We start from the raw sequence: 17,272 nt of genomic DNA, 5'->3' as shown, positions 1-17,272 counted from the left end.
TCATTAGAATTTAATTAAATACCAAAGTTAAACGCCAGCACAGCCTCTGCTTGATAATCAACGTTAGATGTTAAATCAATACCGGCTGCCGTTAATTGGTTGATTGAGCTAATATAAACGCTAGTTGTTACAAAATCCGCAGAGAATACTTTTCCTGCTGTTAATTTATTAGCGAATATTGTTGAGCTCTTTGTACCAAAACCATTAAGTATTTTTTTAGTCATGATATCATTATTTGTTGTAACACCATCACTTGCAATAAAAGCGGTTTTAGAATCAATGGTGACATCAGAAACAGCAAACATCACTGCACCTACAGATTTATCTGGGCTATCCGAATGCACCATGAAAAAGTAACTATCACCAGATGCTGTAGGCCATGGTGTACTTTGATACGTATCCGTTGCACGATAGGTTAAATATGTCTCCGCATCACAAGTCACAGTGACATTCTTTTTAACCGGTGATTGTAATACCGTATAGGATGTTTGGCTTAAATATCTTGGTGATGTTTTTGCTAATTCAAAAATAACATCTGACTGTTCATTTCCATTAATTAAACAGGTTGGCATTGCAACTTTGCCGGATACTTTTATATTTGCAGTTGTATTGGCAAATACAGCTGGAGATATTAACACTGTCGATAGTATTAATGGTGTTATTTTTTTAATCATAGTTCCGTTCCATAATGAATAGATATAAATTTATATCTATTCATTTCAATCAAAAAATTAGAGAGAGAAAGCAAAGGCTAATGTTGCATGACCATCTAATTCTGCATCACCCGAGCTTGTTTTCAATTCAGAACTCAGCGTTGGTTTTACATCAAAGTCTGCTGCAAAAATTTGCCCTGCTTTTAATGTGCTTGCAGCTGTTGCCCATGCCATTTTTTTCGTTTTATCAATAAACATTGTTGTGCCATATGTGGCTCCATTCGAAATACCGACAGTTTGAGCAGCGCTTGAAGAATCCGCTTTGACTGTCGCATTCTTCATGTTGATTGTATAGAAGCCAACTTTTTTATCGGTATCAAACAGACCTAAACCAAAGTTATATACACCCGCGGTTAATACAGAACTCGCACGGTTATCAGTAGAGGAGAAAGTTAAATAAGTCGCAGCATCACAAATCACTTCAATGCTATTTGTTTTTGCATCAAGTCCTAAATTACCAGAAACAGGAAACATTCCAGGTGACACATCAAATACATATTCTAGGTCAACTTCATTCTGCCCTTTAATAGTACAAGTTGGTGGTGTAATTGAACCTGACACTTTTAAATTTGCCACGGGTGCCGCTGCTAATGTCGCGCTTGAAACAGAAATTAAAGATAATGCAATTATGGTTTTCTTAAACATGAAATAAATCCTATAAAATAATAATAATATTTAAACGAATAAAACCCCTCCTATTGGAATTTTAAAATTAAAATTCCAACAAGAATATTTTAGATATTTAGTTGGTTTTATTTATTTTCAATATCGGTTTAAAGCTAATAAACCTCATCAGCCTAATTAACTCGATGGAGCCATTATAAGCATATATTTTTAGAATTTGAATTAGCCTAAATAAAGCAAATTATTTAATTTTGCTTTATTACAAAGTATTTCAGCATGTTTCATCATAGAAAACAAACAAGTAAACTCAATTACTCGTTTTAGGATTATCTGTTGAATATATTTAAACCTAGAATCATCATAAAAAGAATACAAATACAGTATTTTATATCAAATATACTTTTTATTTATTCCGATTAGCGAACAATTACAATTTAACACACATACAGAGTAAAAATAAAAGGTCGATAATTGACAAAAAAAGACAGAATGGATTTTATTTGATTATAAATCAAAATGATACGAACAAATAACCAAGTAAACCATTCACACTTATAAACAGTAAACTAACGAAACCATACAAAACTGTGAAGTTACACCAAAATCATAACCAAGTTGTTACACTGATGAAGAGTAATAATAGTGACTTTATCTAGCCATCCTTTTTAAAAGTCATATTATGACTATCTTAATATGATATATACAACTTACCTATTGTGTTTTATCCTAGTCACTCATTTTTATTTGGTGGATTATAAAGCCATTATCCTACAGTTTAATAATTTATTTTTTGATCTACTCTATAAAACAGTCAAATATAATGTAAGCAATAGTAAAAAACGCCTTTTATTTTTTCCGTTTCTTTCTCGCCGTCACACTCTTTTTCTTTTTGTCTTCTCGGCTTGATGACCAAATCTCAATGTAATTCATATTCATTAGGAAAAAGACAATACAGCTTCCTAGAACTACCATCCAAACTAACATCGCTTTTGGAATATTATCGAAGCGGAAAATTAATAACAGCGGAATAAGCACCATCATGCTGATAAACATCGAGCTCATCATGCCCAATACCACAGGAGCGATAAATTTCTTCATCCCAACCATTCTCATTACCAACGTGAAAACAATACAGGCGGGGATCATGCCAAACGTGGCAAACATCACGATCAACCCTGGCTCCCCTTTATTCACCAACCAATCGGTGAAACCAAACCATGAAAAAGGAATGGTGATCATGATGCAGACTCCTGTTGAACATACAGCAAGGGAATATCTTTAAAACGAAATAAGAGCGTAAAAATAAGATTCGGGAAAAGACGAATATTGGTGTTGTATAACGTGACCGTTTGATTAAAAAATTCTCGGCGATCCGCAATTTGATCTTCAAGCCCTTTCGCTGATGTTTGTAATGCTAATAACGCCTGCTGGCTAATCAGTTTAGGGTATTTTTCTGCCAGTAAAAAAATCGGCTTTAAATGTGAGCGAAATTGGTTTGCAGAATCCACTTTAACGTCGAGCTGTTCCGTGGATAAATAATGCTGACGGCTTTGTAGTAATTCGCTAATTAAACGCTTTTCATGGGCCATTGCCCCTTCCGCTATGACTGTTAATTGAGGCATTAAATCTGCCTGTTTTTTTAGGAGCACATCAATATTGGCAAACGCTTTTTCACAGTTATTTTTCAAGAAAATAATATTGTTGTAGATCCCCACAATATAGCGAACCAAAATAGTGCCTATCACGGCGACAAAAATCCAAAAGATAATCTGATTCATATCATTCACTGTCAGATAACGAAATTTGGTTAAAATGAAGCGTTAAATATCCATCTTGATAACTCACTGGCGTCATTAATATTAACGCAATCAGAATAGCTGCAATCATTGCAGTCACCCCGATGTTCCGGCGCATTGGTGCAGATTTATTCCAGCTAGTCACATAATCTGATGGCGAAACGCCTAATAACATGTGTGGCGCTTTACGGGTGATCACCACTTTACCATTCTCACTGTCCGCTGAACCAATCAATAAATAACTCTTCCCGCTTTCAAGCAAATACTCTTTATAGCGCCGGTTACCACTCTCAAAATCCTGATGGGGTATTAATCCGATATGGACAAAATAGTCAGGTTCACAAATAACTTTCACTGAGCCAGTATCATCCGTAATAGTGAAATCATGTAGCTGAACACTGCTGTCTCTGAGGGTATAACTTTTTTTACCTTCTTTATCGGTAGAAATAGAATATTCATAATAGAAAGCACCATAACAGCTGCGATTACCCAACTTACTTTTAACTTCCTTTCCTGATGTTATTTTCCCTTCTACTTCTACGAGTCCCATCGCAATTGAGCGAATTTTTGAAGTCGCGAGGTTTTTTTGAAACTTTAGAAAGCGTTTTTCGGGGGTATTTTGAATAAAACTGAAAACAAACAGTAAGACGAAAGCCACAAAAAAGAGGCGAATATCGATGAAAAAACCCATGGTTAAACACGCGGCTAATGCCGTGCCAACAAGGGTTTTTAATAATGCAGTAAATTTTGAGGAACCTTCCTTTTGTAAGCGTTGATAGCGGTCATAAGCACTTTCCGTTATTCCAACGACAATACGACTAGCCGCAAAAGCCATCCCTACAGCCACGGCATAGAAAAAGTAGCGTTCATATTCGCCAGGTCTCGGCGAGATAGTTTCCCATGCCCCAAATAGCACCGCAGTAAAAGGAATGATGCCCCAGTTTAATCTACGCTTTTTGGAATATTTTCGGTCTAAATAAAAAAGAATGCCGCCTAATGCGGCACCTAGAAAATAGTAGATATTCACAGATGATACCTTTAACGGTGATTATGATTTGAATTGAACACCATCATATTTTTTCTCAGCCTCAGAGATTTCCAATAAAGGCAACGCAGTAAAACCAAAAATATTGGCAAAAATACTGTCTGGGAACATTTGGATCGCCGTATTGTATTCCGTTGTTGCGTCATTAAAGCCTTCGCGGCGCTGAGCGATTTTATCTTCCACTTCACTTAGTGCGATTTGTAATTGGGTAAACTGTTCACCCGATATTAGCGTTGGGTAGTTTTCAGCAACCGCCACGAGGCTTTTTAATGCCTTATCCATTTCATTCGATGCCGCAATTTTTTCATTCACATTTTTAGCGCTGAAATAATTTTGGCGAGCATCACTCAATGAGGTAAACAGCGCTTTTTCATGATCCATGGCTTTTTCAACTATGGTGACTAATTGGGGAATCTGATCCGCGCGCTGTTTTAAAATCACATCAATATTGGCAAATTGATTGCTAACTTGATTCCGAGTACTCACCAAGCGGTTATAAATAGAAATTCCCCATCCCGCTAAAATAAGCAGTAAAACCAGAAGAACAATCATTGTCGTTGCCATTTTTATGCCTTTTAATTAAAAAAATCATTAATGCAGAGATATTTAATTTAAGTTATCGATATAACACTTTTTATTCAATCGGAAAAATAGCAAAGAAAAGGATTAATAGAGATTTATACGCCACACCAAATCGATCGCGATCACATTAATGACGCAAACTAATTCAAATTTCACCTTAAAGTGTTAGCTGAAATGTTTTTTCAAAGATTCTTCACTTCTGAAAATAACGAAACTAATTATACTCTTTCGAAAATCATCGAATCCACTATAGTTTGCATTTTATCTGTCAAACAAACCTCATAAACAAAAGAGTTCTTAAATAAAAAATAGGATTTGAATCACAATTATCACTTTTTTATTTAGCTTCTCTCAAAAATGACGACGTCGTCATATTAAAAACTAAACAATTTATTTATAACAATAGAGCATCACTTTTCTCACACCATTATTATTTTTAGCCGTCAAGCGTTACAAAGAGAACGGTTTAGTTACAAAAGCGACGTTTAATGTTGACGTCAACATTATAGCCAACATCCAGAATGAGGTTATTAGAATATGAGTACCCTACCTGAAAAAATGAAAGCTGTTGTATGTCATGGTCCCCATGATTACCGCTTTGAAGCAATTAAAAGACCAACACCAGGGTTTCGTGAAGTGGTCATCAAAGTCGACGGATGCGGTATCTGCGCAGGTGACTGTAAAGCGAATGATGGCGCTCAAATGTTCTGGGGTGAAAACCCATGGATCAAAGCCCCTGTCGTACCGGGACACGAGTTTTACGGACGCGTTGCTGAGCTGGGTGAAGGTTCTGGTGAAAAATATGGTCTGAAAGTGGGCGACCGTATTTTAGCGGAACAAATCGTGCCTTGCTGGGAGTGCCGTTTCTGTAAGTCAGGCAAATATTGGATGTGCGAAACCCATGATATTTACGGCTTCCAAAAAGAAGTTGCCGATGGTGGGATGGCTGAATATATGCGTTTTTCTGAGCGTGCCATTATTCACAAAATTCCAGATGAGCTTTCAGAAAAAGATGCCGCACTGATCGAGCCAATGGCTTGCGCCATCCATACCGTTCGTCGCGGTGATATCGATTTAAATGACGTTGTCGTTATCGCCGGCGCGGGTCCACTGGGTCTGTGCATGATCCAAGTCGCAAAACTCAAAACCCCGAAAAAATTAGTCGTTATCGATGCTATCGATGAACGCCTTGAATTAGCGAAGAAATTTGGCGCTGATGTGGTGATCAATCCACTGAAAGAAGATGCCATCAAACTGGTTAAAGAGATGACTGAAGGTTACGGTTGCGACGTGTATATCGAAGCGACTGGCGCACCAATCGGCGTGACTCAAGGGTTAGAAATGATCCGTAAACTGGGTCGCTTTGTCGAGTTCAGCGTTTTCGGTAAAGAAACCACCGTAGACTGGTCAATTATCGGTGACCGTAAAGAGTTAGATATCCGAGGTGCTCACTTAGGCCCATACAGCTACGAGGTTGCCATTGACCTATTTAGCCGCGGGTTAGTATGCGCTGATGATATCGTTACCCACTTCTACTCAATCGATGATTGGGAAGAGGCATTTGTTATGGCGAAATCGGCAGACTCTATCAAAGTCGTTATCAAGCCATAATGCTGTTGTAGTGAAATGCAGTATCAGCATAATTAAAGTAAGTCATTAATAATCATAAATATTAGCAGTACCCTATAACACTAAAGACTCTTTAGGAGAACATCTTATGTTGAGTAAATTTAAAAAGTTAGCTGTTGCAGCAAGCGTTTTAACACTGGGCATGGCTTTTAACGCGACAGCAAAACCTGTTTCTGTCGGAATGTCGTTTCAAGAACTGAATAACGAATATTTCGTGACCATGAAAGAGGCTTTAGAAAGCGCAACAGGTGAAATGGGCGCTCAGCTTTACATCGCTGATGCGGCACACGATGTCTCAAAACAAACGAGCGACATCGAAGATATGCTGCAGAAGAAAATCGATATCCTGCTGATTAACCCAGCGGATAGCGTGGGTGCAGAAACGGCGGTATTAGCGGCGAAAAAAGCCGGTGTCGTGGTCATTGCAATCGATGCACAAGCTAACGGTCCAATCGATTCATTCGTTGGATCTAAAAACTACGAAGCGGGCCTAATGGCGGGTAAACGTTTAGGTGAATCATTAGGTGGTAAAGGTGAAGTTGCTATCCTTGATGGTATCCCTGTCGTGCCAATCCTTGAGCGTGTTCGTGGTTTTGAAGCAGCCATGAAAGAGTATCCAAATATCAAGATTGTGACCAAATTAAACGGTAAACAAGAGCGTGATACTGCGATGAACGTCACTGAAAACATGCTGCAAGCTAACCCTGGCTTGAATGGTATCTTCAGTGTGAACGATGTGGGTTCTTTAGGCGCATTAGCGGCCATCGAATCTGCGGGCCGTGATGTGAAACTGGTGAGTGTTGATGGTTCTCCTGAAGCCGTCGCTGAAATTGCCAAAGGTAATTCACCGTTTATCGCTACCTCTGCACAATTCCCACGTGACCAAGTGCGTATTGGTTTAGCCATGGGCTTAGCAAAACACTGGGGAGCTAACGTACCTAAAGAAGTTCCTCTGGATGTTAAGTTAATCGACAAAACCAATGCTAAAGATTTCCATTGGTAATCGGTAAATCAACAAGTAAATAAATAAGTCTAACTCGGTATTGCGTCTGTGGATTATTCACTGGCGCAATACCGTTAATAAAAATAAATGACACTCTGTTTATTGGCTTATTTTGACTATTTAATCGTTTTATCTTTCCAACTCGCTTTGTTACCCATTTTTAAGCGGTAAAGAAAACAAGGGAAGCAACATGATGCAATTGTTAGCATTAAAAGATGTCAGTAAAACTTTCCCTGGGGTTAAGGCGCTAGATAATATTAATCTCTCTTTAGAAAAAGGAGAGGTACACGCACTGCTGGGTGAAAATGGTGCGGGTAAATCAACGCTAATGAAAGTGCTGTGTGGAATTCATAAACCAGATAGCGGGAAAATACTTATCGAAGGCGAAGAGCACACCTTCCATAATTATCGTGATGCCATTAAAGCGGGCGTCGGTATTATTTTCCAAGAGTTTTCGTTAATCCCTTATTTGAATGCTTTTGAAAATATCTTTTTAAACCGGGAAATTAAAAATAAATTTGGCTTATTAGATAGAAAACTCATGCGTGAAAAAGCGCAGATAATTCTATCTGAGTTGGGCGTTAATATTGATATTGATGAACCTATTAGCCATTTAAGTATTGCTGAGCAACAATTTGTGGAAATTGCCAAAGCGCTTTCTCTTGATGCCAAAATATTGGTATTAGATGAGCCAACGGCAACATTAACCCCCAAAGAAGCCAATCACCTATTTGATGTGATGCGTGATCTGAAAGCAAAAGGCGTCGGTATGTTCTTTATCTCTCACCACTTGGAAGAGATTTATGAAATTTGCGATACCATTAGCGTATTGCGAGATGGTCAATATATTGGCTCCCGCAAGGTAGATGATACCGACCTTGATGTGATCATCGAAATGATGGTGGGTCGTGAAGTCGAAAATATCTACCCGCCAAAACGTCATTTTGATGGGCAAGAGGTCATTCTCGATGCTCAAATTCAACGATTTGCTTCTAGCCCAACCAACCGCATTCAATTGAAAAAAGGCGAGATACTCGGTCTTGCAGGTTTAGTCGGCTCAGGCCGCACTGAAAATATTCTCGCCATGATAGGCGCAGATAAAGCCTACAAGAAAAAAGTGGTTCTCGAGGGGAAAGACGTCAAAGTGAAGTCTGCGGCGCAAGCGCTCCAGTTAGGCATTGGCCTTTTACCTGAAAGCCGTAAAACCCAAGGGTTGGTTTTGCCATTCTCAGTTAAAGAGAATATTTGGCTAAATAACCACGCCCAGAAGCTGTTCTTAATTCAAAACAAAAAAGAGCATTTGTTATCTCTTGATTTAATTTCGCAGGTCAAAGTTAAAACACCAGAAGCAGATACAGCGGTTTCAACGCTTAGCGGCGGAAACCAGCAAAAAGTGGTGATTGCACGTTGGCTGAATAAACAAGCCAAAATTCTTATTTTCGATGAGCCAACACGGGGTATCGACGTCGGAGCAAAATCAGAAATCTATCAATTAATGCGTTCACTCACCGAAAAAGGGATCTCAATTATTATGATCTCCTCCGAGCTGCCTGAAGTTATTGGCGTGAGCGATCGTGTTTTGGTGTTTCGAGATGGAGAAGTTGCTGCTGAATTAAGTGGGGACGAGATTAACTCAACCCAAATTATGTTACATGCGGCCGGCAATATTATATAGGATCATGACTATGTCTAACCAAAGTACAATTCCACTGGCGAAGAATAAATTTAATTTTGCCAAATTAACCAAGATACCGGCATTTTTACCTCTCGTTGGGTTAATTATTTTATTTGCTTGTATGTCCATTTTTAATGAACATTTTTTAACGGTAAATAACTTATCCACTATTGCCCGCCAAGTTTCTATTAACGCAATCATTGCTATCGGGATGACATTCGCCATCTTAACCGGAGGAATCGATCTTTCCGTTGGGGCGGTGATGGCGCTATCCGGTACATTGATGGCTGGATTAATGAAATATTATGGTATGGACCCTTCCATTGCCATTGCACTGGGTCTGCTATCTGGTATCGCATTTGGATTTATTAATGGGATTTTAACTGCTTACGGTAAAATGCCGCCGATTATCGTGACTTTAGGCGCCATGATCATCGCGAAAGGCTTAGCGCTAATTTACACCGGTGGTTACCCTATTTCTGGCTTACCTCAAGAGTTTGCTTTTTGGGGACGTGAAGAATTGATGGGAATTCAAGTACCTATCCTGTTAATGCTGGGTCTGTATCTGATTTTTTATGTAGTGCTTAATCATATTCCATTCGGTCGCTATATTTATGCGATTGGCGGTAACGAAGAGGCTGCGCGTTTAAGTGGTATCCGCGTTGAGCGCTACAAAATGTTGGTGTACGTCATCAGTGGTTTCACTGCTGCATTTGCCGGACTGATTTTTACCTCTCGTGTTATGAGTGGTCAGCCTAATGCCGGTGTAGGTTTTGAGCTTGATGCCATTGCAGCAGTAGTTTTGGGTGGAGCATCTATCGCAGGTGGTCGCGGAATGATCATCGGTACATTGATCGGTGCAATGATTTTAGGTGTGCTGAACAATGGCTTGAACCTATTGGGTATTTCACCGTACGTTCAATATATTGTAAAAGGCTTAATTATCTGGGGCGCAACCTTAATTAGCTCAATGAAGCGTTAATTTTCACGCTGTTATGAGAAATAATAAATAAGGATTTCATGATGAAATCCTTATTTTTTTAATCGTAAGTTACGAGTTTGCCATTGACGAAAATTTGCTTGGAACCCGTTTCTTTGGTGGAGCCACCTTCTATCTCTGCAAACAATAATTCCGCTGTTCGTTTACCTAAATAAACTGAGTCATGGTGAACGCCTGAAATCGATAAATGATAAGTATCAGCATAAGGTGGTAAGTCCACCGAGAAATAACGGCAAGATAATCCGAGTTCAGAAATAATTTTGTACATCCCCGCGGTAATAATTCCGTTTAACCCCACGATATACATATTGGGTGTATAGAGCTCTTTTATTTTTTCTCTTAAATACTCTTCATCTTTCTTACTAAAAATATAACTGCTGTACAGGACATGAATATTTTTACGGTTGGTAAATTGGTCATAAATACCCGCTAAGCGTGAAAGGCTAATTTCAGAATGCTCAGGCCCTGAGACAATTAAGGTATTTTCACTACGTTGCTGATTGAGATATTTACCGGTTAATGCCCCAATTTCAAAGTTCTTCAAAAACAGCCCAGGATAATCTTTACCATAAATAGAACGGTCAACAAAAACCAATGGGACTTTATGCTGATCAATCAATGACAAATAACTCGGTTGATAGGCTTTATCGTCACGAACAGGTGAAAGTAAAATGCCGCTAGCCTTATAGCTAACTAAGGTTTCAATGGCGGTTTGTTCGGCTTTTTCATCGCTATCGGTATCAAAGATCATCACCTGATACCCTTTCTCTTTCGCTAAACGGGAAACCGTCTGGATTAATACCACATAGAATGGGTTAAAGGTACTGTCCGTGACGACCCCAATAATTCGGCTATTTTTATTTTTTAAATTCCGTGCAAATACATTTGGGACATAATTTAACTCTTGTGCGATAGCGAGTATTTTTTCTCGCGTCTCTTTTTTTACCAATTCTGGGTGATTAAAAGCTCGAGATACCGTAATATCGGTCACATTCGCGCGTTTGGCGATATCAATGATGGTTGTTGAACTATCTTGTTTAGTCATATTTATGCTAGTCAACCTGTAATGATTATTGTATTTGGTAGGGTATAGCGTGTTCTGTTGATGTCGCTGCTGAATAAGAATTGCGATTAATCCATTATACCTATTTATCATTGAAGATAAATCAGTTTTCTTTCTTATACATCAAACCAATAGCATCTTATGCCTAATATTCTCAATTTGAATCAAGCCAAATATAAAAAATTGTTTTAAAAGTAAAAAAACTGAAAAACCACTAATAAATGAGTAATGGGAATGAATTTATTATATTAACAAACTGGGGATCCCATTATTATTTATAAAAACAAAAATTGAATATAATAAATATAATGAAACAAAAATAACCAATAATGAAAATATAGTTTGAACAATATTAACAGGGATGTAGCTAATCAAAAAACGCCCCACAACCAACCCAAAAACGCAGGCTAAAATAAAGGTTGCACTCACCTCTAATGGATATTCAAAACCATTCAATATATTAATTGAAATACTAATGCTGCCAATGAGGAATATCACCATCAGCGAGGTGGCAATAATGCTTTTAAGGTTTAAATTGGTAAATTTTTTCATTGCAGGCACAATAATAAACCCACCGCCTACGCCTAATAGTCCCGTCAGTAATCCAGCAACTAATCCAATTCCTCCTAATATAGATGCCGTTTTGATATTCCAAATAAATTTTCCGGTTTGCTGATTTATTTTGCACGGGGCATCATCATCTTCAATTACTTTTTTAAAAACAATACGATATGCAACCAGCAACATCACGAGGCTAAATGCTAAAGTCAACCATTGAGGTGAAACAATTTGTGCTAAATAAACGCCATATTTGGCGGTAGGAATGCTAATTAACGCAATCCAAATAGCCGCTTTATAACGAATATTCTGCTGAATGAGCCCCTGAATAACGCCAACCAATGCCGCCAATGTAATTGCCAATAATCCCACTGGTGCGGCAAGTGCGACGCCCCATCCTTGAGATGTCATCAATGCAGGAACCGCTAAAATACCGCCACCAGCGCCCGTTAATCCTAATAGGCAGCCAATCACCAAGCCTTCTAATATTAATGTGAACATAGCAGCCTATTTTCTATTTGAGTAATTAGCGGTGAAAGTTGAAATTCCCCTGCCATTAAATCCACAAGACGAGAATCCTGGAAAAGCGCAATGGAAGGTACGGATTTAATTCCATACTGAGGAGCTATCGTCGGGGATTGGGCAATATCTACTATTCCAAAATTTATACGACCACCAAAATGCGGGCCATTATCAGAAAAGTAATCCGTGAGTTGTAAATAGATAGGCTGCATGGTCTTACATGGCTGGCACCATGATGCACAAAAATAGATTAACGCCCATTGCCCGCTCGGCTGCATCGGGTCAGATAACAGCCGGCTAAAATTATCGCTACTAATAAGGGGAACGGCGGGCATGTTTTTTCCTTTTACGCTGAGCATCACATCACCGACTGTATCAGCTCAGTTGGAAAAAATCTCCCCTAGCTGTTACTTACGTTGATCTTCAATGCGGCAGCAATCGCCAACGGAGAAAAGGTTATACTTGCTGCAAATAGTGCGCCGAGGATCGCAAAATATCCGCCAAGAGGCATATTAAAACTGTACGCTTCCATCGTGCCCGTCGCATAAATTAACACCGGAATATATAGCGGTAACACCAGTAAACTGACCAGCACGCCCCCTTTTTTTAATGATACGGTGAGCGCCGCACCAATCGCACCAATAAAGCTCAATACTGGCGTTCCTAGCAGTAACGTGCCCGCTAGCACCAATAATGTGTCGCCATTAATGGATAACATGACCGCCGCTACAGGGGAAAGTAGTACCAGCGGCAGCCCCGTCACTAGCCAGTGGGAAATCACTTTGGCTAAAACTGTGATAAACAGAGGGTGTGGGGCCAGCAATAATTGCTCTAACGAGCCATCCAGATAGTCATCTTTAAATAAACGCTCTAATGATAGCAGCGACGATAAAATGGCCGCCACCCAGAATATCCCCACAGAGATCCGTGCCAATAATTGCGGTTCAGGGCCTATACTCAATGGAAAAAGCGTGATGACAATTAAGAAAAACCACAGTGGGTTAACCAATTCGGAGAAACTACGAAAGGCAATTTTGAGCTCTCTTTTTATTAATAGCCAAAACATCACTCGTACCCGCCTGTCAGTTTTAATGTCCCAAAGTGTCCTTTCATCGCTTGGTGCGACGTAAATAAAATCATGCCACCTTGTTCTGCATGTTGATGAAAACGCTCAGTTAACCTATTGACACCCGCCACATCAATGGCCGTGAATGGCTCATCCAAAATCCACAGTGGCGCCTCGCTTAACCATAAGCGAGCAAGGTTGACTCGGCGCTGCTGCCCTGCTGAAAGCTGCCCAACCGGAATATCTTCATACCCCATCAAAGAGACCTCTTCGAGCGCAGACCAGATTTTGTCACCTTCGGGTTCTTGGTGGTGCATTTGGTAATAAAACTTCAGATTTTCATAGGGGGTTAGCAACGACTTTACGGCCGGTTTATGCCCCAAATACAGCAAGTGGCGAGTAAACTCTTCTTTAAGTTTTTCAATAGATTGCTGCTGCCATAAAATCTCACCTTCATCCGGCTTTAATAACCCAGCCATCATGCGTAACAGTGTGGTTTTCCCTGCCCCGTTAGGTCCTTCGACCTGCAAAATTTGATTCGGCAAAACCGAAAAATCCAGCAGCCGGAATAGCGTTCTATTTTGTCGATGGCAGGTAATTTTATCCGCACTTAACATGGGGGTGAGTTCCTTTTAACATCCGTGAGGTCGCTAGCTTTTTGTGATTTTGTTCAGCAGCATATCACTAATGCTGTCATTAGAAATTGTTTCACCGCAAAGCACTTGCATCAAAACTTCCGAGCCAAGGGATGAGAGTGAAAACAGCATATCCGGGTTCAGCAAACGGATTTTATCCATGTTTGACTCTTGGTTAACCAATACCACGGTTTTTGCTTCGCTTTTACTGCCTGATTGCGCTTTTACACCGAGTAAAGCAAAGGTGCTTAACGAGTCGCTATCGGTCATGATCAGCACACATTTCGCCTGTTTCACATTGGCTTCCGCCAATAACGCGGAATCCGTTGGGTCGCCTGTCACGATATTATCTTTTTCGGGATAGTGGCTGCGGTGGCTTTCTTGGCAAATCACCGCCACTGGCAGCTCCCGTTTTTTCAGTGCTTGATAGACATTGACTGCCATCGGGGTACTACCAATCACCACATAATGACTTTTCATATATGAAAACCTCTTGCGAACAATCTCTTTGGTGCCTTTGGCTAATACACCCACCACATACACCACGGAGGTAGTAAAAATGGTGATCCCTAAAATAATTACAGTCACCGTAAAGACTCTGGCATCCAAGGTGACAGGCACAATATCGCCAAATCCTACGGTCGTCATACACACCAGCGCAAAATAAAATGCCGTGGTGCCATCTTTCACAACGGGCATGAATTCATCGCCGATATACAGCGTACCGAAAATGGAATAGAGCAATAATGAAATAATACAAGTGAGCGCCACAAACCCTGCGCTACTGATACTGTGTCGAGGGTACAGTTTCCAAAAGAGCGTTAATGCGACAAACAAGCCAAAGGAGAAATAACCTTGTCGTACATGTTCCGTTGCCACTTTTAAGTCAACAAAGGCAATGATTGCCAATAATAAAAGCGCGAAAACCCATGCGATGCGCGCGCCATTGATCATAAATAGCGAAAGAAAGATCAGCGAGATACCCAATAAGAAGCGGGGAATATCCAGCAATTTCATAAACCCTAAGGATTTTAACCACTCGGTAAATCCACTTTGACGCCAATCGATATAGTCCGTGTAAGCACTTAAGATGGGCTTCAAGATGAGTCCGCCATCAACGATAATCAAAATGGAGAGCAGAATTCTCACGGCTAAAGCGGATTTCAAAAAAGCCACAAAGGCGTTATCTAGCATCGTTTATGCCTCGCATTACGCATCCCCTATCAATTAAATGCCATCAGTATTTCTAGCTAATAGATTAACAAAGAATAATATCAATTCCATTGCTTATGCAATAAATGAAAAGCGTGAAGGAAAGCCTCATTTCTGAATGAGTTAATCATTAAATGAGCGCCAAAAAGAAAAATTTATAAATGATTTAAAAATCATTGATAAACAGTGTAATAAATTAGTCCTTATCTGCATCTACAATAAACAATAAAACAGTAAACACATTCTTAATATAATTTGAACTTACTCGATAACTATCTATCTAAAAAACGATTTTTCGACTATGTTTTGATTGTTACTTAACGAAACTAATAATTAAGAGCTAAAAATTTATGGTTAATTCGATAAAAGCAGGAAAGTTTAGCTGGATGTCCTTGTTCTGGCTGTTAATATTTTTCTGGTATTTCTCATCTTTACTGCAGCTGTATGTGGTTGTTACGGGACAAAGTAACACCATCGGGTTAAGAGACTCTTTACTCTATAGCTCACTTTGGCTAGTTCCCGCGCTATTTTTCCCTCGAAAAATCAAACTTGTGGCAGGCTTAATCGGGATTGTGTTATGGCTATCCTCGGTTGTCGCTCTCGCTTATTTCGTGGTGTATGGGCATCAATTATCCCAAAGCGTGATGTTTGTGATGTTCGAAACCAACACCAACGAAGCGGGTGAATTCTTACGCCAATATCTGAGCTTTAAAGTGATTGCGGTGATTTTGGCTTATACCCTTGGCGCTATTTTCCTATGGACACGTTTAAAACCTGTCACGTTGCCAGTACCTGGACGTGTGATTGTGTCCGCACTCGTTCTGATCGTGCTATTTGGTGTGCCTTACTACAATAAAGCCATCAAACAGCAGCGCCCTTTCGAAAACGTGGTTTCCTACGTTAACAGTAAATTAGCGTATGCCGCACCATGGCAGTTTGTAAGTGGTTACTTCCTGTATAAGAACCAACTGGCAAACATGGAAGAATTAATCCGCGACAACAGCAAAATTCCACCGTTAGAAAATTTTGTTGATGCCAATGGCAACACCCCAAGAACGTTTGTGTTGGTGATTGGTGAATCCACCAGCCGCGACAGAATGAGCTTGTATGGTTATTCTCGTCAAACAACGCCAGAGCTTGATCAACTGGAAAAACAGTATCCAAACAATTTGGCGGTCTTTAACGATGTGGTTACGCCACGCCCTTATACCATCGAAGCGTTACAACAAATTTTAACCTTTGCTTCAGAAACTGAGCCTGATCTGTTTAATTCCCGCCCATCTATCATGAATATGATGAAACAGGCTGGCTTTAAAACGTTCTGGATCACCAATCAGCAAACCATGACTGAGCGAAATACGCTGTTAACGGCGTTCTCTCGTCAAACTGATAAGCAATATTATTTGAACAACGATATGGCGCAAAGCTCCCGTATTTATGATGACGTGGTGCTCGACCCATTCAAAGAAGCCTTAGCCGATCCTGCTGAGAAGAAATTTATTGTGGTGCACCTACTTGGTACCCATATGCGCTATGAGTTCCGTTATCCTGAAGATAAAGCCATCTTCACCGATAGCAATAGCCCAGTGCCGACCAACTTAAAAGGCGACCAAATTAAAGATTACAATGCCTATGATAATGCTCAGCATTACAATGACTATGTGGTCTCTTCACTGATCAAAGATTTCGACTCTTCAAAAGAAAATGGCTTCTTAGTCTTCTTCTCCGATCATGGTGAAGATGTTTACGACACGCCACCACATGAAATGTTAGGTCGTAGCGAAGGCAAGCCAAGCAAAGTGATGTACAACGTACCATTCTTAGTCTGGCAGTCGCCAGAATGGTTACAGACTCATCAATTTGACTTGAAAGATAAAACCGCTCGCCCATACAGCAATATGGATTTTATCTATACATGGTCTGATTTGGCGGGTCTCAAGTACACCGGGTTTGAGCCACAAAAAAGTCTGATTAACAATGAGTACCAACCACAGCCTCGTTGGATTGGTGACCCAGAAAATAAAGCATCCATGATGCTGTATGATGACTTAAAGAAATAAACCTCAATCAGCGCAAGTGGGTGTTTACTCACTTGCGCTCTCTCCTTCCCACACAAGCTCCTTCCCACACATCTTTACAGACGCTACAT

General features: G+C 39.9%; 15 protein-coding genes and 2 pseudogenes. 5 read left to right on the top strand and 12 right to left on the bottom strand.

Features of this window, described 5'->3' with window-relative positions; genetic code table 11:
• Positions 1 to 14: 14 nt before the first annotated feature.
• The 6 genes and pseudogenes from GKR74_RS16665 to GKR74_RS16640 all read right to left on the bottom strand — a co-directional run bounded on the left by GKR74_RS16665 (position 15) and on the right by GKR74_RS16640 (position 4,742).
• Positions 15 to 674, bottom strand: a complete 660-nt coding sequence (locus tag GKR74_RS16665) for a fimbrial protein (RefSeq protein WP_154604498.1) — start codon at positions 672 to 674, stop codon at positions 15 to 17.
• A 57-nt stretch (positions 675 to 731) separates the two neighbouring features.
• Positions 732 to 1,358 carry a fimbrial protein gene (locus GKR74_RS16660; protein WP_154604497.1) on the bottom strand — a complete coding sequence of 209 codons (627 nt, stop codon included), beginning with the start codon at positions 1,356 to 1,358 and terminating at the stop codon, positions 732 to 734.
• An 825-nt stretch (positions 1,359 to 2,183) separates the two neighbouring features.
• A complete protein-coding gene (locus GKR74_RS18120) occupies positions 2,184 to 2,567 on the bottom strand; it encodes a hypothetical protein (protein ID WP_336431355.1) in 384 nt (127 codons plus the stop codon).
• Positions 2,450 to 3,115, bottom strand: a pseudogene (locus tag GKR74_RS16650) (LemA family protein). Before GKR74_RS16650 ends, GKR74_RS18120 begins: the two are co-directional and overlap by 118 nt.
• 1 nt (position 3,116) lies before the next feature.
• On the bottom strand, positions 3,117 to 4,160 hold the full coding sequence (locus GKR74_RS16645) for a hypothetical protein (protein ID WP_181478062.1): 1,044 nt from the start codon (positions 4,158 to 4,160) through the stop codon (positions 3,117 to 3,119).
• A gap of 21 nt (positions 4,161 to 4,181) precedes the next feature.
• Positions 4,182 to 4,742 carry a LemA family protein gene (locus GKR74_RS16640; protein WP_154604494.1) on the bottom strand — a complete coding sequence of 187 codons (561 nt, stop codon included), beginning with the start codon at positions 4,740 to 4,742 and terminating at the stop codon, positions 4,182 to 4,184.
• 555 nt (positions 4,743 to 5,297) lie between these two features.
• Here GKR74_RS16640 and GKR74_RS16635 point away from each other — a divergent pair.
• From GKR74_RS16635 to GKR74_RS16620, 4 genes are all read left to right on the top strand, one after another.
• Positions 5,298 to 6,371 (top strand): zinc-binding dehydrogenase, encoded by a 1,074-nt coding sequence (locus GKR74_RS16635; RefSeq protein ID WP_036954051.1) that lies wholly within the window; start codon positions 5,298 to 5,300, stop codon positions 6,369 to 6,371.
• Between the two features lie 160 nt (positions 6,372 to 6,531).
• A complete protein-coding gene (locus tag GKR74_RS16630; RefSeq protein WP_414153954.1) occupies positions 6,532 to 7,392 on the top strand; it encodes an ABC transporter substrate-binding protein in 861 nt (286 codons plus the stop codon).
• A gap of 190 nt (positions 7,393 to 7,582) precedes the next feature.
• Positions 7,583 to 9,067 (top strand): sugar ABC transporter ATP-binding protein, encoded by a 1,485-nt coding sequence (locus GKR74_RS16625; protein WP_154604493.1) that lies wholly within the window; start codon positions 7,583 to 7,585, stop codon positions 9,065 to 9,067.
• A gap of 10 nt (positions 9,068 to 9,077) precedes the next feature.
• Positions 9,078 to 10,049, top strand: a complete 972-nt coding sequence (locus tag GKR74_RS16620; RefSeq protein ID WP_036954045.1) for an ABC transporter permease — start codon at positions 9,078 to 9,080, stop codon at positions 10,047 to 10,049.
• Between the two features lie 58 nt (positions 10,050 to 10,107).
• On the opposite strand, the gene GKR74_RS16615 is transcribed toward GKR74_RS16620, so the two are convergent.
• The 6 genes and pseudogenes from GKR74_RS16615 to GKR74_RS16590 form a co-directional block, all read right to left on the bottom strand.
• Positions 10,108 to 11,112 (bottom strand): LacI family DNA-binding transcriptional regulator, encoded by a 1,005-nt coding sequence (locus tag GKR74_RS16615; protein ID WP_154604492.1) that lies wholly within the window; start codon positions 11,110 to 11,112, stop codon positions 10,108 to 10,110.
• 261 nt (positions 11,113 to 11,373) lie between these two features.
• On the bottom strand, positions 11,374 to 12,189 hold the full coding sequence (locus GKR74_RS16610; RefSeq protein WP_154604491.1) for a sulfite exporter TauE/SafE family protein: 816 nt from the start codon (positions 12,187 to 12,189) through the stop codon (positions 11,374 to 11,376).
• A complete protein-coding gene (locus GKR74_RS16605) occupies positions 12,177 to 12,545 on the bottom strand; it encodes a thioredoxin family protein (RefSeq protein WP_154604490.1) in 369 nt (122 codons plus the stop codon). The genes GKR74_RS16610 and GKR74_RS16605 overlap by 13 nt, the downstream gene beginning before the upstream one ends.
• A 65-nt stretch (positions 12,546 to 12,610) precedes the next feature.
• Positions 12,611 to 13,276 carry a heme exporter protein CcmB gene (gene ccmB, locus GKR74_RS16600; protein ID WP_036954037.1) on the bottom strand — a complete coding sequence of 222 codons (666 nt, stop codon included), beginning with the start codon at positions 13,274 to 13,276 and terminating at the stop codon, positions 12,611 to 12,613.
• A pseudogene (gene ccmA / locus GKR74_RS16595) lies at positions 13,261 to 13,893 on the bottom strand (cytochrome c biogenesis heme-transporting ATPase CcmA). The gene ccmB and the pseudogene ccmA overlap by 16 nt, the downstream one beginning before the upstream one ends.
• Positions 13,894 to 13,926: 33 nt before the next feature.
• Positions 13,927 to 15,105, bottom strand: coding sequence for an ion channel (locus tag GKR74_RS16590; protein ID WP_154604488.1), 1,179 nt, complete (start codon positions 15,103 to 15,105; stop codon positions 13,927 to 13,929).
• A 368-nt stretch (positions 15,106 to 15,473) separates the two neighbouring features.
• Here GKR74_RS16590 and cptA point away from each other — a divergent pair, with 368 nt between their 5' ends.
• Positions 15,474 to 17,183 (top strand): phosphoethanolamine transferase CptA, encoded by a 1,710-nt coding sequence (gene cptA, locus GKR74_RS16585; protein ID WP_154604487.1) that lies wholly within the window; start codon positions 15,474 to 15,476, stop codon positions 17,181 to 17,183.
• Positions 17,184 to 17,272 lie beyond the last annotated feature (89 nt).

It is taken from the genome of Providencia sp. wls1914 (genome assembly GCF_009706645.1).
In the GTDB taxonomy this organism is placed as follows: Bacteria; Pseudomonadota; Gammaproteobacteria; order Enterobacterales; family Enterobacteriaceae; genus Providencia; species Providencia zhijiangensis.
This window is presented reverse-complemented; position numbering and strand designations above follow the sequence as displayed.